Genomic DNA, 20,582 nt, shown 5'->3' on the forward strand with positions numbered 1-20,582 from the left:
CTCAGCTGACCTTGATCTCGTTGTAGACGGGGACGCTGAACGTGTTGAGGCGGACGTCCGACAGCCGCTCCGAGTAGCCGGCGCTGCCGTTCTGGTACCACAGCGGGATGGCGGCCATGTTGTCCCGGACGACCTCCTCGGCCTGCTGGAAGGTCGCCACGGCCTTGGCGGTGTCGGTCTCGGCGTTGGCCCGGTCGATCAGGTCGTCGAACTCCTGGTTGCTCCACTTGCCGTCGTTGGAGGAGGCGTTGGTGTAGTAGAGCGGCTGGAGGAAGTTCTGGATCAGCGGGTAGTCCATCTGCCAGCCGGCGCGGAACGGGCCGGTCATCTCGCGGTCGGTGATCTGGCCGCGGAAGTCGGCGAAGGTGCCGACGGGGTTGCTGACGCAGGCGCGGTCGCTGTCGAGGGCGTTGTTGATGGAGTGGCAGACGGCGTCCACCCACTGCTTGTGCGAGCCGGTGTCGGCGTTGAACGTGATCCTCACCTGGCCGCCGGGCAGCCCGCCGCCCTCCTCGATGAGCCTCTTGGCCTCGGCGGCGTCGTACTCGCACCACTCACCGCACAGCCCCGCCTTGTAGCCGCCGTCCTCACCGAGGACCGGTGAGGTCCAGTCGGTGGCCGGGGTGCGGGTCCGGTGGAAGATGGTCTGGGTGATCTGCTCGCGGTCGATCGCCCGGGACAGGCCCTTGCGGACCTTGTCCATGCCGGGTTTGTTCCAGTTCTTGTCGTAGTAGGGGAAGGCGAGGGTCTGGAGGATGCCGGCCGGGGTGTTGAGATAGCGGTCGCCGAGGTCGCTCTTGACGTTCTTCAGCTGCGCGGCCGGAACGTCGTCGACCAGGTCGAGGTTGCCGGCCATGAGGTCGGTGTAGGCGGTGTTGTTGTCGGTGTAGACCTTCAGGTCCACGCCCCCGTTCTGCGCCTTGTCGGGGCCGGGGTAGCCGTCCCAGGCGCGCAGCGACATCTGGGAGCCCTTGACGTACGAGTCGACGGCGTACGGGCCGTTGCCGACGGGCCTGGCCAGCCAGGCGTCGTGGTCGTCGAAGAAGGCGCGGGGCAGCGGGGCGAAGGCGGCGTAGCCGAGGGTGTCGGGGAAGCTGGAGAACTTCTGACTCAGCCGCACGGTGAAGGTGCGCTCGCCGGTGACCTTCAGGCCGGACAGGGTCTCGGCGCTCTGCTCGCCGCCGTCCTCGGGGTGCACCTTGTCGTAGCCCTCGATGTAGCTGAAGAAGTAGGCGTTGCGCTGGTTGTTCCGCAGGTTCGCGCCGTAGTTCCAGGCGTCGACGAAGGAGCGGGCGGTGACCTTCTCGCCGTTGCTGAAGGTCCAGCCGTCCTTGACGGTGACGGTGAAGTTCCGCGAGTCGGTCGTCTCGATGCTCTCGGCGAGCATGTCCTCGGCCTTGCCGGTCTGAGGGTCGTACTTCTTCAGGCCGCGGAAGATCATGTCGAGGACCTTGCCGCCCTGCACCTCGTTGGTGTTGGCGGGCTCCAGCGGGTTCTGCGGGTCGCCCCAGGAGGAGCTGAGCACCGCGCCGCTGTCACCGCTCCCGCCGCCTCCGCCGCAGCCGGTGGCCACGAGGGCGAGCGCCGCCGCACACGCGGCCCATCGGGCGTGCCGTGCTCCACGCATGGGGTGCCTCCTCGGGATGCGCTGCCGCCAGCGCCGGGGCGCTGACCCTTGTCGACTGTCGGCTACTATCCTGACCCGCTATCAGCCAATATCGGCGCATACGGTGCGTAACGCACGTGGGGGCGGCTCTTCCGGGCTACCGGCCGCACGCGGCATCCGTTCCCCCGACGTAAATCCCGGATTCCTGTACTGATCGGCCGTACAGCAGGCACACTGCCCGGATGGTTGATCGTTCCTTCGGTGACGCCTTCCTCGCCGAGCTGTATGACGCCCTCAATCCATGGGGGCCGGGTGACGACTTCTACCTCGACCTGGTGATGTCCGCCGACTCCGTGCTCGACGTGGGCTGCGGTACCGGGCGGTTGCTGCGGCGGGCCCGGCAGGCCGGGCACTCAGGGCGGCTGACCGGGCTCGACCCGGCCGCGGCCATGCTGGTGCAGGGCCGGCGCGGGACCCGCGAGGTGGAGTGGGTGCTCGGGGACCTGCGCTGCACGGCGTGGCGGGAGGAGTTCGACCTGGTCGTGATGACCGGGCACGCCTTTCAGGAGCTGCTCGGCGACGAGGACGTGCGGCTTTCGCTCACCGCGGTGCGCGAGAGCCTGCGACCGGACGGGGAGTTCGTGTTCGACACCCGCAATCCGGGCGCCCGCGCCTGGGAGTCGTGGACCCCGGAGCGGATCCACGAGGTGCGCGGCCCGGACGGGGACGTGGTGCGGGTGTGGCACGAGGCGCTGACGCCGGTCCGGGGCGAGCGGGTGGCGTTCACCGAGACGTTCGACGGTCCGCGCTGGGACGTGCCGCAGGTCAGCCGCAGCACGATCAGGTTCCTCGACGTGGACACGCTGGACCGGTTCCTCGGCGGGGCGGGTCTCGTCGTGGGGCAGCGGTACGGGGACTGGGGGCGGGGGCCGTTCACGGGCGCGAGCCCGGAGATCATCAGCGTGGTACGGCGGACGGGCTAGGTGTATTGCCCTGAGAGGTTGGGGACGCGGCTGGAGGGTGGCTGGCCTTTCAGCGCGGTGTGTCCGCGGTGGTGATTGTAGGTGTGCAGCCACTCGTCGAACGCCTGGCGTCGTTCGGCCTCGGACCTGTAGGGGCGGGCGTAGGCCCACTCGTCCAGCAGGGTGCGGTTGAAGCGTTCGACCTTGCCGTTCGTCTGTGGCCGGTAGGGCCGGGTTCGTTTGTGGGTGATCCCGGCCGCTGCCAGCAGGTCGCGCCAGTTGCGGGAGCGGTAGCAGGAGCCGTTGTCGGTCAGTACCCGTTCCACGGTGATGCCGGCCTGGATGAAGAAGGCGTGGGCGCGGGTCCAGAAGGCGGTGGCGGTCTCCTTCTTCTCGTCGGCGTGGATCTCGCTGTAGGCCAGGCGGGAGTGGTCGTCGACGGCGGTGTGCAGGTAGCTGTAGCCGGCGTTCGTGCGGTTCTTGCGGCCTGCGGCCCGGCCGAGGACTCTGTGGCCGCCGCCGTCGGGGATGTTGCCGAGCTTCTTGATGTCGACATGGACCAGTTCGCCGGGCCGGTCGCGTTCGTAGCGGCGTATGACACGGCCGGTGGCCCGGTCCAGGTGGGCAAGGCGGGCCAGGCCGTAGCGGGCCAGGACGCGGTGCACCGTCGAGGGCACCAGGTGCAGCAGGTGCGCGATGCGGGCCGGTCCCCACCGGCGCAGGATGCGGACCTTGATGATCCGGCGCTCGGTGCGGGTCGGGGTGCGGCGCGGGCTGGTGCGCGGACGACTGGAGCGGTCGGCCATGCCGGCCTCGCCGAGCCGACGGTAACGGTCGACCCACCGCTGGGCCGTGGTCGGCGAGACCTGGAAGCGTTCTGCGGCCCGTCGCAGGCTCCAGTTGTCGTCTACGACGCAGCGGGCCAGGCGCAGGCGGCCGGTCTCGGTCAGGGGTGCATTACGGTGGGGCACGAGGGCCTTTCTGTTGCTGGTGCAGATGTCGCAATCCACACCAGGCCAGAAGGCCCTCACCCATTTCAAGATCACACGGCAGTGATCGCTGTCACCAACCTCCGTGGGCAGAACAGCTAGGGCCTTTCGTTTGGATCAGGTCGGCTGAAAGAGACTGCGCCCTCCCAGCCGACCCGAGCGGGGCCTGGCGCGTGCAGCTGCAAGGCAGAGGAGGGCGGCGACGCGGAGCGTCGGCAACCGACGACAACGCCGCAGATGCGCGTGCCAGGCCCCGCGACGCCGACATGATCCAAACGACAGGCCCTAGGGCTCCACCGGAACGGCGTGAGGCCCCCGGGAACCGAAAGACACGGGTCCCAGGGGCCTCAAGGGCGGGCTCAGTGCTGGTCCTGGGCCTCCTCCAGCGCCTTCAGCGCCGGGTCCATGACGACGTCCTCGCTGCGGGCCTCCGTGGTCGGCTCCTCCGGGAAGTGGCAGGCCGTCAGGTGGCCGGCGCGGTTGCCGGAGATCTGCACCAGCGGCGGCTCCTCGGTGGCGCACTTGTCCTGCGCCTTCCAGCAGCGAGTGCGGAAGCGGCAGCCGGACGGGGGGTGGATCGGGGAGGGGACGTCGCCGGACAGGCGGATCCGCTCGCGCTCCTCGGTCTCGTCGTCCATGGCCACCTCGGGCACGGCCGACAGCAGGGCGTGGGTGTAGGGGTGCCGGGGCCGGTTGTAGATCGAGTCCCGGTCGCCGACCTCGACCACCTTGCCGAGGTACATCACCGCGACGCGCTGCGAGAAGTGCCGTACGACGGCCAGGTCGTGGGCGATGAACAGGAAGGCGATGCCCAGCTCGTCCTGCACCTTCTGCAGCAGGTTGACCACCTGCGCCTGGATCGACACGTCGAGCGCGGAGACCGGCTCGTCGGCGACGATCAGCTTCGGGTTCAGCGCGAGGGCCCGCGCGACGCCGATACGCTGGCGCTGGCCGCCGGAGAACTCGTGCGGGAAGCGGTTGTAGTGCTCCGGGTTGAGGCCGACCAGCTCCAGCAGCTCACGGACCTTCTTCTCCCGGCCGCCCTCGGGGTTGATCCCGTTGACCTCCATCGGCGACTTGATGATGGTGCCGACGGTTTGCCGCGGGTTCAGCGAGGAGTACGGGTCCTGGAAGATCATCTGGATCTCGGACCGCACCGGCGCCAGCTGGCGGCGCGAGGCGTGCGTGATGTCCCGCCCGGCGTACGTGATCTGCCCAGCCGTCGGCTCCAGGAGCCGGGTGATCAGCCGACCGGTGGTCGACTTGCCGCAGCCGGACTCGCCGACCAGGCCGACGCTCTCGCCGACGCCGACGGTCAGGTCGACCCCGTCGACCGCCTGCACGGCGCCGACCTTGCGTTTGATCGGGAAACCGCCGTAGATCGGGAAGTGTTTCGCCAGGCCCTTGACCTCCAGGAGGGTCTCGGACCCGGTGCCCGTGGCGGCCTGCTGTGCGGGGAGGGTGAGGTTGTCGCTCATGATCTCGGTTCTCCCTAGCGCAGCCGGGGCTGGATCTCGTCGATGAAGATGGTCTGCTTCTGCTCGGCCGTGAGGTGGCAGGCGGCGGCCCGGCCCTCGCCGAGCGGCGGCCGCACGTCCGTGCAGAGGGTGCCGGACACCTTGTCCTTGAAGGCGCAGCGCGGGTGGAAGGGGCAGCCCGACGGCGGATTGAGCAGCGAGGGCGGGGTGCCCGGGATCGGGGTGAGCTCCTGGTGGATGTCGCCGTCCAGCCGCGGCATGGAGCTGAGCAGCCCCCAGGTGTACGGGTGCTTCGGCGTACGCAGCACCTCCTTGACGCTGCCGCGCTCCACGGCCCGGCCGGCGTACATCACCAGCAGGTCGTCGGCCATGTTGGAGATCACGCCGAGGTCGTGGGTGATGAAGATGATCGCGGAGCCGAACTCCTGCTGGAGGTCCTTGAGCAGGTCCAGGATCTGCGCCTGCACGGTCACGTCTAGCGCGGTGGTCGGCTCGTCGGCGATCAGCAGGTCGGGGTCGCACATCAGCGCCATGGCGATCATCGCGCGCTGGCGCATACCGCCGGAGAACTGGTGCGGGTAGTCGTCGAAGCGCACCTTGGGCTGCGGGATGCCGACCTTCTCCAGCATCTGGATCGCCCGGTCCTTGGCCTCCTTCTTGGAGGCGCCGGTGTGCTTCATGTACGGCTCGGACAGCTGGCGGCCCACCGTGTAGTACGGCGAGAGGGCGGTCAGCGGGTCCTGGAAGATCATCGCCATCTTGTTGCCGCGGAGCTTCTCCAGCTCCTTCTCGGTGGCGGTGACGAGTTCCTTGCCGTCGAGGACGATCTCGCCGTCGATGGTGGTGGTCCGCGGGTTGTGCAGGCCCAGGACCGTCAGGTTGGTGACGGACTTGCCGGAGCCGGACTCGCCGACGATGCCCAGGGTCTTGCCGCGCTCGACATCGAAGGAGAGGCCGTCGACGGCCTTGACGATGCCGTCCTCGGTGGAGAACTGCACCCGCAGGTCACGGACCGAGAGGAAGCTCTCGGGCCCGGTCGGGGCCGGGGCGTCCTCGGTCTTGGTCAGTGTGGTCACGGTGGTTCGTTCTTCCTAGGAGAGCCGGACGCGCGGGTCGATCCAGGCGTACGCGATGTCGACGATCATGTTCAGGAGCAGGATGAAGAACGCTCCGACCAGCATGACACCCATCGTCAGCGGGAGGTCCTTGTTGACCGCGGCGTCCACGGCGAGGCGGCCGATGCCCTGCAGGGAGAAGGTGATCTCGGTGACGACACCGCCGCCGAGCAGGGCGCTGAGGTCCATGCCGAGGACGGTGACGATCGGGATGAGCGATCCGCGCCAGGCGTAGCGGAAGAAGACGTACTTGCGGGGCATGCCCTTGGCGCGGGCCGTGCGCACGTGCTCCTCCTGGAGCTGCTCGATCATCGAGGAGCGCGCCATACGGGTGTACTGCGCGGTGAAGATGGTGGCCATCACGACCATCGGGATGGACAGCCCGACCAGCCAGCCGACCGGATCCTGGGTGAACGGCACGTACTTGGGGTCCTCCATCCAACCGGTGCTGTACACGAGGATCAGCAGCACGATCGGGCCGAGGAAGTAGATCTGGAACGAGCTGAGCACCATGGACGCGCCGGTGGCGGCCTTGTCCACGAGGGTGCCGCGCCGGTAGGCGGCGAGCATGCCCGCGCCGATGCCGACAGTGAGGAAGACGACCAGGGCGCCGACCGTGAGGGAGACGGTCAGCGGGAGGCGGTCCAGGATGAGGTCCCAGACGTTCTCGTTGTAGTAGAAGGACCGTCCGAGGCACGGAGCGGGGCAGTCGCCCTGCGGGAAGTCGCGGCCGGCGACGATGCCGGACATGAACTCCCAGAACTGCTGCGCGAGCGGCTGGTCGAGTCCCAGGGCGTGGCGGATGTCTTCCAGTCTTTCGGGCGAACAGTCCTTGCCGCAGGCCAGGGAGGCGTAGTCGGATGGCGCGGCGACGAAGAGGAAGAAGGTCGCGGCGCCGATGAGAATCAGGGTGAAGACAGCACCGACTGAGCGCCGGAGGATGAACTGAAGCATGGCGGTGGGGGCTGCTCTCTGCGGAGACGGTGGATGGTTTCACGGAACCGCGGGGGCACGCTCCGCCTGGTGCGTACCCCCGCGATCAGCCGTAGAGAGTTACGACTTCAGGAACAGTCGGGTGACGTCCATGTAGCTGGACTCGGTGCTGTAGCGGGCACCGCCGATGTTCGAACCGTAGAGCTGGAACTGCTTGACGTACCACAGCGGAGCCGCGGGGTTGACCCCTTCGAGGATGCGCTTGTGCGCCTCCTGCCAGGTCTTGGCCGCCTCCTCGGGCTGCTGGGTGATGGCCTTGTTGATCAGCTCCTGGACCTTGGGGTCATTGATGTGCGAGTAGTTCGACTGACCGTCGCCGATCAGGTCACCGTCGTAGACCGGGGTGACGACCGTGGCCGGGGACGGCCAGTCCTGGCCCCAGCCGGTGATGTAGATGTCGTACGGGTTGTCGACCTTGCCGATCTGCTCGTAGTAGCTGGCCGCGTCGATCTCCTTGGCGACGACGTCGATGCCGACCTTGGTCAGCGCGTCCTCGATGGCGACCTTGCGCTTCTGGCCCGCCTCGGAGTTGGCGTAGGCGAAGACGAGCTTCTTCTCGGCGGCCGGGACGTCCGCGAGCAGTTCCTTGGCCTTCTCGATGTTGCCGGCCGGCATCTTCAGGCGGCCGTACGGGTCGTACGTCGCGTCGTAGCCCGGCAGGGTCGGGGCGAACAGGTTCGGGGCGACGTCACCGCCGTAGGCACCGCCCTCACCGGCGATGAGCGACTTGGAGTTGACCGCGTAGGTCACGGCGTCACGGACCGTCTTGTTCTTGACCCGGTCCAGGTTGAAGGTGAGCTGCATGACGTAGGGCGCGTAGCCCTGGATCGTGCGCTTCTTGACCTCCGGGTCGCCGATGACGTCCTGGATCTGGGTGGCGTCGACGGTGCCGGTGAACTGGATGGCGTTCTTGGCGTCGCCCTGGTCGGCGATCAGACGCTTGGTCTGGGTGGACTCGGTGACACCGAACTGGAAGTTCCAGCCGTCCACGTACTGGTGGCGCACGGCGTCGGTCTTCGGGTCCCAGTTCTCGTTCTTGACGAGCTTGAGGGACTTGCCCGCCTTGAACTCCGAGATCTTGTAGGGACCGGTGGCGACGGGGGCCTGGTCGTACTTCTCCTTCGTGTCGGTCTCCTCCGGCACGATGGAGTAGCCCGGCATGGCGAGCGCCATCGGCAGGTCGGGGCGCGGCTTGTCGAAGTGGAAGACGATGGTCTTGTCGTCCGGGGTCTCCAGGACCGAGTCCGGCAGGTGCTTGTTGCCGAAGCCGCCGTCCGGCAGGGCCTTGCGGTAGTCGGCGCCGCTCAGCCAGGACTGCAGGAAGGTCGGGCCGTCGAAGATGAACTCGGCGTACAGACGCTCGATGGTGTGACGGACGTCGGCCGAGTTGATCGGGTTGCCGTTGGCGTCCTTGAGGTCGTCCTTGAGCGTGAACGTCCAGGTCTTGTTGTCGTTGGACGCCTTGCCCGAGTCGGTCGCGAGGTCACCGACGACCGCGACGCCGCCCTTGCCGTCCTCCTGGAAGTTGGTCAGGCCGCGGAAGACCAGGTTGGAGAACTGACCGGCGTCGGAGACGTAGATCTGACCCGGGTCCATGTGGGTCAGGGCCGACTCCTGGTAGACCGTGATGGTGCCGCCGGGCTTGGCGCCCGGGACCTCCTCGGCCGGGCCGGCCGAGGCCGCGGCGTCCAGGTAGGCAACGCCCTGCGACTGCTCCTTGGCCTTCTCCTGGTCCTTCTTGGAGTCCTTTCCGGAGCTGCCGCCGGTGTTCTCCGAGCAGCCGGTGAGCGCGAGGGAGCCGGCCGCGATGGCGACCACTATGGCGCGCGCTCTGCGCGAGTTGAGCGACTTCATGAGGCGAATGCACCTACCTGTCGTTGTTATCCATGAGTACTGCCTGACGCGGCTGGTAGGCCGACGCGGGGGCGGCAGCCACCCCCCACCAATGGACGGTCTAGCGCCCGGACTTGGGGTCGAAGGCATCCCGTACGGAGTCTCCGAGGAGGTTGAAGCACAGGATGAAGATCACCAGCGCCACGCCCGGGAAGAAGATGAAGGCCGGGTCCTGCTGGGTGTACTGCGCGCCGGCGGCGAACAGTCGTCCCCAGTCCGGGGTGGGCTCCACGAAGCCGACACCCGCGAAGGAGAGGAAGGCGATGGTCAGGATGGTGCTGGGCAGCTGGTACGTGTACTGCACCAGCACCGGTGTGACGATGTTCGGCAGGATCTCCTTGCGGATGATCCGCGCCGGCGATGCGCCGGAGACCTTGGCAGCCTCGATGAACTCGCGCTCACGCAGTGCCAGCACGACGGAGCGGACGAGTCGGGCCATGCCCATCCAGCCGAGGACCCACAGCACGATCAGGATGGCCAGCGCCCGGAAGTACGTGGGCGTCTCTTCCCTGGGGTCCACGAAGAAGGCGGTGACCACGGGCATGAAGGCGATGAAGAACAGCTGCGACGGGAAGGACAGGAAGAAGTCCGTGACCCGGCCGAGCCAGAAGTCGACGCGGCCGCCGAAGTAGCCGCCGACGACGCCGATGATCACGCCGGTGATGGTCAGCAGGGTGGCCACACCCACCGCCATGTACAGCGAGGTCCGCATGCCGTACATCAGCATGGCGAAGAGGTCACGGCCGTACTGCGGCTCCACACCGAACCAGTGGTCGGCGGAGACCCCGCCGAAGTAGCCCAGCGGAAGACCGAACTCGTCCAGCACGGGCTTGTCCGCGTAGGTGGGGTCCTGTCCGTACAGGGTGTACGGGTTCGTGCCACTGATCGCGGTGAGCACGGGCGCCAGCAGGGCGATGGCGAAGAAGAAAATCACTACGCCGGCACAGAACATCCCTGTACGGTCGCGCTTGAAGCGCTGCCACATCAACTGCCCGGGGGAACGACCCTCAAGCTTCTTCGCTCCCTTGGCGACCTCGGAGGTCACCTCGAGCTCTGGGTCCAAGGCGACCGTGGACCCCGAGCCCTCGGCCTTGGTTGGACTGGTCATGTGTGTTCTTCCCCCGGGGGGTTGGAGAGCTGAGCGCAGCACAGATACCGGCAGGTTCTGTGGTTTGGGGGAACTTTCGCCAAGGGCATCAACGCGCGTCAAGGGCGGAAGGCACAGGGATCTCCCTACCGTCCATTTTTTGAGCAAAAATTGCAAAGATTGACACCTGCGCGCGCTTGACAGGTGAGACGTGAAATCGGCGAATCGGGCATAGCGGGAGGGATTTTTGTTTACATGTCCGAAACTTGATCGTCGGAGCACCGATATCCGAACAGGGCTTCACGGCCTGCTGACAGGCTGCTGAACGCGCCCAGCACAAGGACCCGGCCCACTCCCGCGACGGGAGGGTGCCGGGTCCTGTCAGAGGGCCCCTGAGAGGCCCGTCAGCCGTGCTTGGCGCGGCTCGCGGCGCGGGCCCGCTCGCGGGCGTCCAGGTTGACCTTGCGGATGCGCACCGCCTCCGGGGTGACCTCCACGCACTCGTCGTCGCGGCAGAACTCCAGGGACTGCTCCAGCGACAGCTTGCGCGGCGGCACGATGGACTCGGTCACATCGGCCGTGGAGGAGCGCATGTTGGTGAGCTTCTTCTCCTTGGTGATGTTGACGTCCATGTCGTCGGAGCGGGAGTTCTCGCCGACGATCATGCCCTCGTACACCTCGGTGCCCGGCTCCACGAAGAGCACGCCGCGCTCCTGGAGGTTCGTCATCGCGAAGGCGGTGACGGCGCCGGAACGGTCCGCGACGAGCGAGCCGTTGTTACGGGTCTGCAGGGGGCCGAACCACGGCTCGAAGCCCTCGTGGATGGAGTGCGCGATGCCCGTGCCGCGGGTCTGGGTCAGGAACTCCGTCCGGAATCCGATCAGGCCGCGGGACGGGACGACGAACTCCATACGGACCCAGCCCGACCCGTGGTTGGACATGTTGTCCATCCGGCCCTTGCGGACGCCCATGAGCTGGGTGACCGCGCCCATGTGCTCCTCGGGCACGTCGATGGTCATGCGCTCGACCGGCTCGTAGACCTTGCCGTCGACGTCCTTGGTGACCACCTGGGGCTTGCCCACGGTCAGCTCGTAGCCCTCGCGGCGCATGGTCTCCACGAGGATGGCCAGCGCCAGCTCGCCGCGGCCCTGTACCTCCCAGGCGTCCGGACGCTCGGTGTCCAGCACGCGGAGGCTGACGTTGCCGATGAGCTCGCGGTCCAGGCGGTCCTTGACCTGACGGGCGGTCACCTTGCGGTCCTTCACCGCCGCCTTGTTGTCGGCGCCCTTGCCGGTGGCGCCGCGGCCGACCAGCGGGGAGGTGTTGGTGCCGATGACCATCGAGATCGCGGGCTCGTCGACCGTGATGAGCGGCAGCGCGACCGGGTTCTCGGTGTCGGCCAGGGTCTCGCCGATCATGATGTCCGGGATACCGGCGACGGCGCAGATGTCACCGGGGCCGGCCTTCTCGGCGGGGCCGCGGGTGAGGGCCTCGGTCATCAGCAGCTCGGAGATGCGGACGCTGCTCACGCTGCCGTCGCGCTTCATCCAGGCGACCGTCTGGCCCTTGCGCAGCTCGCCCTGCTGGACGCGGAGCAGCGCGATACGGCCGAGGAAGTTGTCGGCGTCGAGGTTGGTGACGTGCGCCTGGAGCGGGGCGCCCTCGTCGTAGGTCGGGGCCGGGATGTGCTCCAGGATCGTGGAGAAGAACGGCTCCAGGCTGGTGGAGTCGGTGGGGACGGTCCCGTCCTCGGGCTTGGTGAGGGAGGCGATCCCGTCCCGTCCGCACGCGTAGACGATCGGGAACTCGATCTGGTCCTCGTCGGCGTCCAGGTCGAGGAAGAGGTCGTAGGTCTCGTTGACGACCTCGTCGATACGGGCGTCCGGGCGGTCCGTCTTGTTGATGCACAGGATGACGGGGAGCCGGGCCTGCAGCGCCTTGCGCAGCACGAAGCGGGTCTGCGGGAGCGGCCCCTCGGAGGCGTCGACGAGCAGCACCACACCGTCGACCATGGACAGCCCGCGCTCGACCTCGCCGCCGAAGTCGGCGTGGCCGGGGGTGTCGATGATGTTGATGGTGATCGGGTCCCCGCCGTCCTTCGGGTGGTACTTCACCGCGGTGTTCTTGGCGAGGATCGTGATGCCCTTCTCACGCTCCAGGTCGTTGGAGTCCATGACGCGGTCGTCGACCGACTCCAGCTGATGCGCGGCGAAGGCACCGGCCTGCTTGAGCATGGCGTCGACGATGGTCGTCTTGCCGTGGTCGACGTGGGCGACGATGGCGACGTTACGGATGTCGTGGCGCGTGGCCATATTGCGGCGTACTCCCGGGATGGTGAGGACGGCTGCGCGTAGGACTGTGTTACGCGCGCCCTGCCGGGCTTGACACGCCACGGCCTCACCCCATGGTACGGGGCTGCGCCGGGTGGGGCTTGCGGGGATGCGTTGGCGCAGGTGGGGGGCGTTATGGGGGGCGGCTGGGCAGGTCGGCGTTTACGTCGACGCCGGGCGGGGCCGCCGTTTGCGCCGACCCCGAGCGGGGTCGGCCTCGCAGCCCGCCGCTACGGGGTGCCGCTGCGCCCACCCGGGCCGCCCCGGCGGCATGACTGCCGCAGCCGGGACGGCTACGACGGCAGCGCATGGCTGGGGCGGCGCGACGGTGCCGGCAGCGCGGCTGGGGCGGCGCGACAGTGTCCGCAGCGCGGCTGGGGCGGCGCGACAGTGTCCGCAGCGCGGCTGGGGCGGGCGCAACGGTGCCAGCAGCGCGGCTGGGGCGGCGCGACAGTGTCCGCAGCACGGCTGCGGCGGCGCGACAGTGTCCGCAGCACGGCTGCGGCGGCGCGACAGTGTCCGCAGCACGGCTGCGGCGGCGCGACAGTGTCCGCAGCACGGCTGCGGCGGCGCGACAGTGTCCGCAGCACGGCTGCGGCGGTGGGGTCGGGCTGGGCCGCTGGGGCGGTTGAGACAGCGGAAAACACACCGCGACGACCACCGGGGCCGGCTACGACGGCCGCCCGGCGCACGGCCGCGGGCAGCTGCACGGGACGACAGCCAGGGCACGGCTGCGACAGCCGCCGGGGCACAGCTGCGACACAGCCGCCGGGGCACGGCTGCGAACAGGTGCGTACGGCGTCGGACGCCGGACGTCCCCCAGTCCGCGTCGGCGCCGGTGCACGTCGCGCCATTCCCTGCCGCGTCGCCCGCCGAGCCGAAGCCCCTGCTCAGCTCCGAGCCGCCGGCGTTGCCTTCCCGGCCTTCTTCAGGAAGCCCATGTCCTCGTACACCGGTGTCTCGAAGCCGAAGGAGCCGGTGTTGGCGAGGTCTTTGCGGGCGGCGGTGAGTTGGGGGCGCTGGTAGAGGGGGATGGAGCCGGCCGCGGCCCAGATGCGGGAGTCGGCCTTGCGGACGAGGTCGCGGGCCTCCTCCTCGTCCAGCGTGGCGATGGCCTGGTCGAAGAGCTGGTCGACCTGGTTCGTGCCGACCCGCGTGTAGTTCTGCTCGATGGTCAGGGAACCGTCGGCGGCCGGTACCGGCTTGGCGTAGATCGGCCGGGCGTCGGTCGCGGGGAACGCCGACGCGGGCCAGGAGTACAGCGCGAGATCGTACTCACCGTTCGCGATGTGATCCTTGAAGTAGCTCGCGTCGGAGACCTTCTTCGTCTCCGTGAGGATCCCCACCCGCTGCAGCATGCGCGAGATCCGGTCCGCGACCCTGCGCAGCGTGTCCGACCCCGGCCCCGACGGCAGTACGAAACGCAGCGTGAGCGGCTTGCCGTCCTTGGCGAGCGGCCCGGCCGCGGCCCCCGGCGCGGCGGTGCCCTTGGGGGCGTACGCCCCCTGCGCCCCACTCCCCTGCCGGACGTGCTGCTTGCCGTCCTGGGCGAGGTTCCCGGGGCCCTCCGGACGGTCCTCCTGGTCCTGGCGGTCGCGCCCCTCGGGGTCCTCCCCCGCCTTCCCGTCCTCCCCCACGATGTACGTCCCGTCGTCCGCCCCCGCCGACGCCCCGGCCCCCGACGACGGTGACGCCGATGCCGACGCCGACTCCCCCTCCGCCCCCGCCGCCTTCTCCTCCTCCTTCTTCTCCTCCGTCTTCTTCGGCTCCTTCAGCGGCCCCCCGCGCACCCACCCCGCGTCCGCGAGCAGCGCCTGCGCCTCCTTGGTGTCCTGGCCGCCGAGCGCCCCGCTGTTGTCGGCGTACGCGGCCTGCCCGGACAGCGCGAGGTGGCTGCCGACCGGCACCGCGGGCAGCCCCAGCGGCTTCAGGACGGTCTCCGCCAGCTCCTCGCGGTCGAGGGCGCGGGCCACGGCCCGGCGGACCCGTTCGTCGGCGAGCGGACCGTCGGCACCGTTGAGGGCGAGCTGGGTGAAGGCCGGTTCCAGTGACTTGCGGACCTCGTAGCGGGCCAGCGTCCCCGCGTCCGCGGCGCCCTCCGCCTTCGCGCCCTGGAGCGGCGTAGCGGTCCCCTTGGGGCGCGAGGCGATGTCGATGCGCTGGGCGGTGGCGGCGTCGATGTCGGCCAGGTCCACGGTCCCGGCGGCCAGCGCCTCGGCCCGCTTCTCGCGCGGTACGGCCACCAGCACGATCTTGGAGAGCTTGGCCGGCTCCCCCCACCAGCGCGGACTGCGGACGAGGGTGACCTCGTCCTTCTTCTTGTCGACCTGCTGCACGGTGAACGGCCCGGCCGTGACCTTGAGCTTCGCACGCGCCCCGTCGTTGAAGGCGTCGGGCGTGCCCATGACCTCCTTCGGGTACAGCGGCGTGAACAGCGACCTCCAGTCGGCGTAGGGCCGGCTGAAGGTGACCTTGACCTCCAGGTTGCTCTTGCCCCGCTCGATCCGCTCGATGCGGTCGTACCCGGCGTTGCGCGCGGTCCAGTAGGCGCTGTCCTTCCCGGACAGGGCCCGCCACTGGGCGGCGAAGTCGGCCGCGCCGATCTCCCGGCCGTCGCTCCAGACGGCCTGCTGGTTGAGCTTGTAGAGGACCACCTGCCGCGGCTCGGTCTCGACGACCTCGGCCGATTCCAGGTAGTCGGGGTTGATCTCCGGCCGCCCGCTGTCGTTCATCCGGTACATCGACGGCAGCACGGCCTGAGCGATCTTCGTGGTGGTCGCGTCGGCATCGGCCTGGAAGGTGTTCAGCGTCTCCGGTACGGCATCCACGGCCCAGCGCAGAGTGCCCCCGTCGGCGACCTGCGCCCGGGCGGCCGGCGCGATGTCCTGTCCGGCCAGCGGTTTGCCGGCCTTGTCGTCCGAGCCACACCCGGCCAGGGCGGGCACCACGAGCACACCCGCGGTGAGGAAGGCGATGGAGCGCATCACCGCGCGCAGGCCGACGCCGTCGTGGGACATCTCTGCTTACCTCCGGGAGCCGCGGGGGTTACGATCACTTTTGGCGGTATATGGAGCTGATCAGATGTTTTCGGCTGTATGCGGCCACTGAAGAGGAAAGGGTTCGGCAACACCGGGCGACACGGCGACGACCGCCGGGAAGCTCACCCGTGCGGCGCAACGCACCACGGAATGCACCTGCACGCCTCGGCCAATCGGTGCACATCCCTTCCCAGCGACAGGTGTGACGCGCAACACTCGCAGGCGCATGACCGTTGCCACCCACGGCCACCGGGCCGACGGAAGTGAGGTCACGTCATGTCCGTGCACGACGAATTGACATCGATGCAGCGCTGCCTGGACGACCTGTCCCGGTCGCTGGGCCGCCTGGAGCAGCAGCTCGGCACCGGCGGGCTCGACATACGGCGCGTCCGCACCGACTGCGAACACCTGCGCGAGAGCGTCGCACTGCTCCGCGACGCGGCCAGCACACCGGCCGCGCAGCGGCGCCCGGAGCTCGTCACCATCCCCGACACCCCGTACGACAACAGCCTGTGGGTCGACACGGACGACGAGGGACTCGGCGCCCGCGACCGACGCGCTCCCTGAACCGACCCGAGTCCGCAACCGACCGGAGTCACACCTTGGCCACTGGTACGGAACCCACAACCACAGATCCCCATCCCCCCGGCGGCGTCCGATCGGTCACCCGTGCCGCGATCGCCGCCCCGCATCTGCGGACCGACCGCTGGTGGCTGGCACCGGCCGCCACCGCCGCCGGGCTGCTCGCCTTCATCGTGTACTCGACCTGGCGGGCCTTCGCGAACGCCGACTACTACGCGGCCCCGTACGTCTCGCCCTTCTACTCCCCCTGCCTGGCGGAGAACTGCGAGCCGATGAAGGCGGGACCGAACTGGGAGCTCTTCGGCAGCTGGTGGGGCCTCTCCCCCGCGATCATCATCCTGATCTTCCCGCTCGGCTTCCGCCTGACCTGCTACTACTACCGCAAGGCCTACTACCGGGGCTTCTGGGCGTCCCCGCCGGCCTGCGCGGTGGCCGAGCCGCACAAGAAGTACTCCGGTGAGACCCGCTTCCCGCTGGTGCTGCAGAACATCCACCGGTACTTCTTCTACGCCGCGATCCTCGTCGCCGGAATCCTGACGTACGACACCGTGCTCGCCTTCCGCGACGAGAACTACGAGTGGGGCCACATGGGCCTCGGCACCCTGGTGTTCCTCGTCAACATCGTATTGATCTGGGCGTACACGATCTCCTGCCACTCCTGCCGGCACATCGTCGGCGGCAAGCTCAAGCACTTCTCCAAGCACCCGGTGCGCTACCGGATGTGGCAGTGGGTCGGAAGGCTGAACGCCCGTCACATGCTGCTCGCCTGGACGTCGCTGGTGAGCGTGGCGCTCGCCGACTTCTACGTCTATCTCGTCGCGTCCGGTGTCTTCGACGATCCGAGGTTTTTCTGATGTCCGTGGTGGAGCGACAGGAGTGGGACGTCGTCGTGGTCGGCGCGGGCGGCGCCGGACTGCGTGCCGCCATCGAGGCACGCGAGCGGGGCGCCCGTACGGCCGTGATCTGCAAGTCGCTGTTCGGCAAGGCGCACACGGTGATGGCCGAGGGCGGTATCGCCGCCGCGATGGCCAACGCCAACCCGCACGACAACTGGCAGGTGCACTTCCGTGACACCCTGCGCGGCGGCAAGTTCCTCAACCAGTGGCGGATGGCCGAGCTGCACGCCCAGGAGGCCCCGGACCGGGTGTGGGAGCTGGAGACCTGGGGCGCACTGTTCGACCGTACGAAGGACGGCCGGATCTCGCAGCGCAACTTCGGCGGCCACGAGTACCCGCGCCTCGCCCACGTCGGCGACCGCACGGGCCTGGAGCTGATCCGCACCCTCCAGCAGAAGATCGTCGCGCTCCAGCAGGAGGACTTCAAGGAGACCGGCGACTACGAGTCCCGGCTGAAGGTCTTCCAGGAGTGCACGGTCACCAGGGTCCTCAAGGACGGCTCCCGGGTGAGCGGTGTCTTCGCCTACGAGCGGGAATCGGGCCGTTTCTTCGTCCTGGAAGCCCCCGCCGTGGTGATCGCCACGGGCGGCATCGGCAAGTCGTTCAAGGTCACGTCGAACTCGTGGGAGTACACCGGCGACGGCCACGCGCTCGCCCTGCTCGCGGGCGCGCCCCTGCTGAACATGGAGTTCGTGCAGTTCCACCCGACCGGCATGGTCTGGCCGCCCTCCGTCAAGGGCATCCTCGTCACCGAGTCCGTCCGCGGCGACGGCGGCGTGCTGCGGAACTCCGACGGCAAGCGGTTCATGTTCGACTACATCCCGGACGTCTTCAAGGAGAAGTACGCCGAGACGGAGGACGAGGCCGACCGCTGGTACGAGGACCCGGACAACAACCGGCGTCCCCCCGAGCTGCTCCCCCGCGACGAGGTCGCCCGGGCCATCAACACCGAGGTCAAGGAGGGCCGGGGCTCCCCGCACGGCGGTGTCTTCCTGGACGTGTCGACGCGGATGCCCGCCGAGGTGATCAAGCGCCGGCTGCCGTCGATGTACCACCAGTTCAAGGAGCTGGCCGACGTCGACATCACGGCCGAGGCGATGGAGGTCGGGCCCACCTGCCACTACGTGATGGGCGGCATCGCCGTCGATTCCGACTCGGCGGCGGCGCGCGGGGTGCCGGGGCTGTACGCGGCCGGTGAGGTGGCGGGCGGCATGCACGGCTCCAACCGGCTCGGCGGGAACTCGCTCTCCGACCTGCTGGTGTTCGGGCGCCGGGCGGGGCTGCACGCCGCCGAGTACGCGGCCGGCACGCAGGCGGACCGCCCCCGGGTGGACGACGACCAGGTGTCCTCGGCGGCGGCGGAGGCCCTGCGTCCCTTCTCCGCCGAGGCGGAGATCGAGGAGCCCGCCGGTGGCCCGCCGGAGAACCCGTACACGCTCCACCAGGAACTCCAGCAGACCATGAACGACCTGGTCGGCATCATCCGCCGCGAGCCGGAGATGAAGCAGGCCCTGGAGAAGCTGGCCGAGCTGCGGGTACGGGCCCGGCGCGCGGGCGTCGAGGGCCACCGCCAGTTCAACCCGGGCTGGCATCTCGCCCTGGACCTCAGGAACATGCTGCTGGTCAGCGAGTGCGTGGCGCGGGCCGCGCTGGAGCGCAACGAGTCGCGCGGCGGCCACACCCGCGAGGACCACCCGTCGATGGACCGCAGGTGGCGCCGTATCAACCTGCTCTGCGGCCTCACCGACCCCACCGGCGGTCTGGCGGCCACGGACCCGTTCCGGGGCCAGATCACCCTCACCCGCGAGACCACCGAGCCCATCCGCCCCGACCTGCTCGCCCTGTTCGACAAGGAGGAGCTGGTCAAGTACCTCGCCGAAGAGGAGCTGTACGAATGAGCAGCTACGAGGCCCGCTTCAAGGTGTGGCGGGGGGACGCGGACGGGGGCGGCCTGGAGGACTTCAAGGTCGAGGTCAACGACGGCGAGGTCGTCCTGGACATCATCCACCGCCTCCAGGCCACCCAGGCCCCCGACCTGGCCGTGCGCTGGAACTGCAAGGCGGGCAAGTGCGGTTCGTGCTCCGCCGAGATCAACGGGCGGCCCCGGCTGATGTGCATGACCCGGATGTCGGTGTTCGACCGCGAGGAGACGATCACCGTCACTCCGCTGCGCGCCTTCCCGGTCGTCCGCGACCTCGTCACGGACGTCGGCTTCAACTACGACAAGGCGCGGGAGGTCCCGTCCTTCGTCCCGCCGCCCGGCCTCGGGCCCGGTGAGTACCGCATGATGCAGGAGGACGTGGACCGGTCACAGGAGTTCCGCAAGTGCATCGAGTGCTTCCTGTGCCAGGACACCTGCCATGTGGTCCGCGACCACGAGGAGAACAAGCAGGCCTTCGCGGGCCCCCGCTTCCTGATGCGGGTCGCGGAGCTGGACATGCACCCGCTGGACGCGGCGGCCGAGTCCGGCCTGGACCGCAAACGCGCCGCCCAGGACGAACACGGCCTCGGCTACTGCAACATCACCAAGTGCTGTACGGAGGTCTGCCCCGAGGGCATCAAGATCACGGACAACGCCCTGATCCCGCTGAAGGAGCGGGCCGTCGACCGCAAGTACGACCCGCTGGTCTGGCTCGGCAACAAGATCCGCCGCCGGTCCGCGTCGTCAGGCGGCTGAGGCCCGCAGATACCCCGAGTGCGCGGCCTGCCCGAGGAAGGTGAACCGGGTGTCGGAGGTCATGTGCTTCTCGAAGGCCTCCTTGATGCCCGGCCACTTCGGGTGCCCGAAGTCGTCGAGTACGACGATCCCGCCGGGCGCGACGATCCGCTCGGCCCACTCCAGGTCCTTGGCCACCCCTTCGGCGGAATGGTCGCCGTCGACGACGACCACGCCGTAGGCACGGTCGGAGACGGCGGCGCGCACCTCGGGGTCCTCGGAGAAGCCCTGCTGGATCCGGGCCGCGGCACCGGCGGCGCCCGCCAGCGCCAGGTTGCCGCGCACGGCGGCCTCGCGCACCGGCGTGCCCGTCGCATCCGCGCCCATGCTGGTACCGGGCTGGAGCTGCTCACCGGCCAGCGGATCGACGATCGTCAGCCGCGGGTCCCGCCCCGCCCGCTCCATCATCCGGATCAGGGCCGCGCCGAACATGCCGTACAGCGTGCCGATCTCCAGGATGTCGTCGTTCGGCGGATCGAGCAGCGGTACGGCGGAGAGCTTGCCGCAGATGTTCATCGTGCCGCCGGCCATGCGGCCCACGCCCAGCGCCTCCATCGCGATGAGCAGCCGAAACGCCTGCGCGACGGACCGCTCGGCGTCCGCCCGGTCCCCGGTGAACCGCGTCAGCTCGTCGATCAGCTCGTTCAGGTGGGACGCCGACGGCAACCGCGACACACCGCGCCCGGTCCCGTCGAAGAACAGCTCCAGGGGCCGCTGGCGGTTGCACACCTGCTTCAGCTCCTGGAGCACGGCGCCGTAGGAGGTGTTCCCGAGCGCCCGCCGGACCTCGCGCTCCACGCGCCGGTCGATCCGTGTCGTGATGGGCCGCAGGGCACGCCGAGCGACCTTGCTGGTGAGTAGTGCTCGCATGAAACGGTGACCCCTCACAGGGATAGG

Annotated in this window: 15 protein-coding genes; 5 read left to right on the forward strand and 10 right to left on the reverse strand. The window is 69.1% G+C overall.

The annotated features are described in order from the left end of the window. Position 1 precedes the first annotated feature (1 nt). Positions 2 to 1,627 (reverse strand): ABC transporter substrate-binding protein, encoded by a 1,626-nt coding sequence (locus HJD23_RS13895; RefSeq protein ID WP_171107462.1) that lies wholly within the window; start codon positions 1,625 to 1,627, stop codon positions 2 to 4. A gap of 221 nt (positions 1,628 to 1,848) precedes the next feature. Between HJD23_RS13895 and HJD23_RS13900 the strand changes: the two genes are divergently transcribed. Next, complete coding sequence (locus HJD23_RS13900; RefSeq protein ID WP_171107464.1) at positions 1,849 to 2,589, forward strand: class I SAM-dependent methyltransferase; 741 nt, start codon at positions 1,849 to 1,851, stop codon at positions 2,587 to 2,589. Here the strand turns inward: HJD23_RS13900 and HJD23_RS13905 are convergent. From HJD23_RS13905 to HJD23_RS13940, 8 genes are all read right to left on the reverse strand, one after another. Beyond that, complete coding sequence (locus tag HJD23_RS13905; RefSeq protein ID WP_171133972.1) at positions 2,586 to 3,539, reverse strand: IS481 family transposase; 954 nt, start codon at positions 3,537 to 3,539, stop codon at positions 2,586 to 2,588. The two genes, HJD23_RS13900 and HJD23_RS13905, sit on opposite strands and share 4 nt — an antisense overlap. A gap of 377 nt (positions 3,540 to 3,916) precedes the next feature. Further along, positions 3,917 to 5,035, reverse strand: a complete 1,119-nt coding sequence (locus HJD23_RS13910; RefSeq protein WP_171108160.1) for a dipeptide ABC transporter ATP-binding protein — start codon at positions 5,033 to 5,035, stop codon at positions 3,917 to 3,919. 14 nt (positions 5,036 to 5,049) lie between these two features. After that, entirely contained in the window at positions 5,050 to 6,111 is a 1,062-nt protein-coding gene (locus tag HJD23_RS13915; RefSeq protein WP_171108162.1) for an ABC transporter ATP-binding protein, read from the reverse strand. 15 nt (positions 6,112 to 6,126) lie between these two features. Then, positions 6,127 to 7,104: an ABC transporter permease gene (locus HJD23_RS13920; RefSeq protein ID WP_171108164.1), complete on the reverse strand. Its 978-nt coding sequence runs from the start codon at positions 7,102 to 7,104 to the stop codon at positions 6,127 to 6,129. A gap of 99 nt (positions 7,105 to 7,203) precedes the next feature. Then, positions 7,204 to 8,997: an ABC transporter substrate-binding protein gene (locus HJD23_RS13925; protein WP_171108167.1), complete on the reverse strand. Its 1,794-nt coding sequence runs from the start codon at positions 8,995 to 8,997 to the stop codon at positions 7,204 to 7,206. 100 nt (positions 8,998 to 9,097) lie between these two features. Then, positions 9,098 to 10,144 carry an ABC transporter permease gene (locus tag HJD23_RS13930; RefSeq protein WP_171108169.1) on the reverse strand — a complete coding sequence of 349 codons (1,047 nt, stop codon included), beginning with the start codon at positions 10,142 to 10,144 and terminating at the stop codon, positions 9,098 to 9,100. Positions 10,145 to 10,527: 383 nt separating this feature from the next. Then, positions 10,528 to 12,435 (reverse strand): translational GTPase TypA, encoded by a 1,908-nt coding sequence (gene typA / locus HJD23_RS13935; RefSeq protein WP_171108171.1) that lies wholly within the window; start codon positions 12,433 to 12,435, stop codon positions 10,528 to 10,530. A gap of 908 nt (positions 12,436 to 13,343) precedes the next feature. Then, positions 13,344 to 15,470, reverse strand: a complete 2,127-nt coding sequence (locus tag HJD23_RS13940; RefSeq protein WP_171108173.1) for an ABC transporter family substrate-binding protein — start codon at positions 15,468 to 15,470, stop codon at positions 13,344 to 13,346. Between the two features lie 297 nt (positions 15,471 to 15,767). Here HJD23_RS13940 and HJD23_RS13945 point away from each other — a divergent pair, with 297 nt between their 5' ends. The 4 genes from HJD23_RS13945 to HJD23_RS13960 are packed head-to-tail and all read left to right on the forward strand — an operon-like array spanning position 15,768 to position 19,646. Further along, on the forward strand, positions 15,768 to 16,058 hold the full coding sequence (locus HJD23_RS13945) for a hypothetical protein (RefSeq protein ID WP_171108176.1): 291 nt from the start codon (positions 15,768 to 15,770) through the stop codon (positions 16,056 to 16,058). A gap of 35 nt (positions 16,059 to 16,093) precedes the next feature. After that, the gene (locus tag HJD23_RS13950; protein ID WP_171108178.1) at positions 16,094 to 16,927 is read left to right on the forward strand and encodes a hypothetical protein; all 834 of its coding nucleotides are present in this window, start codon (positions 16,094 to 16,096) and stop codon (positions 16,925 to 16,927) included. Then, positions 16,927 to 18,867 carry a fumarate reductase/succinate dehydrogenase flavoprotein subunit gene (locus tag HJD23_RS13955; protein WP_171108180.1) on the forward strand — a complete coding sequence of 647 codons (1,941 nt, stop codon included), beginning with the start codon at positions 16,927 to 16,929 and terminating at the stop codon, positions 18,865 to 18,867. Before HJD23_RS13950 ends, HJD23_RS13955 begins: the two co-directional genes overlap by 1 nt. After that, positions 18,864 to 19,646 carry a succinate dehydrogenase/fumarate reductase iron-sulfur subunit gene (locus HJD23_RS13960; RefSeq protein WP_171108181.1) on the forward strand — a complete coding sequence of 261 codons (783 nt, stop codon included), beginning with the start codon at positions 18,864 to 18,866 and terminating at the stop codon, positions 19,644 to 19,646. Before HJD23_RS13955 ends, HJD23_RS13960 begins: the two co-directional genes overlap by 4 nt. Here the strand turns inward: HJD23_RS13960 and HJD23_RS13965 are convergent. Next, a complete protein-coding gene (locus HJD23_RS13965) occupies positions 19,635 to 20,555 on the reverse strand; it encodes a class I SAM-dependent methyltransferase (protein WP_171108183.1) in 921 nt (306 codons plus the stop codon). The two genes, HJD23_RS13960 and HJD23_RS13965, sit on opposite strands and share 12 nt — an antisense overlap. Positions 20,556 to 20,582 lie beyond the last annotated feature (27 nt).

The sequence above is a fragment of the Streptomyces sp. Z423-1 genome (assembly GCF_013009255.1).
GTDB classification, from domain to species: domain Bacteria; phylum Actinomycetota; class Actinomycetes; order Streptomycetales; family Streptomycetaceae; genus Streptomyces; species Streptomyces gossypiisoli.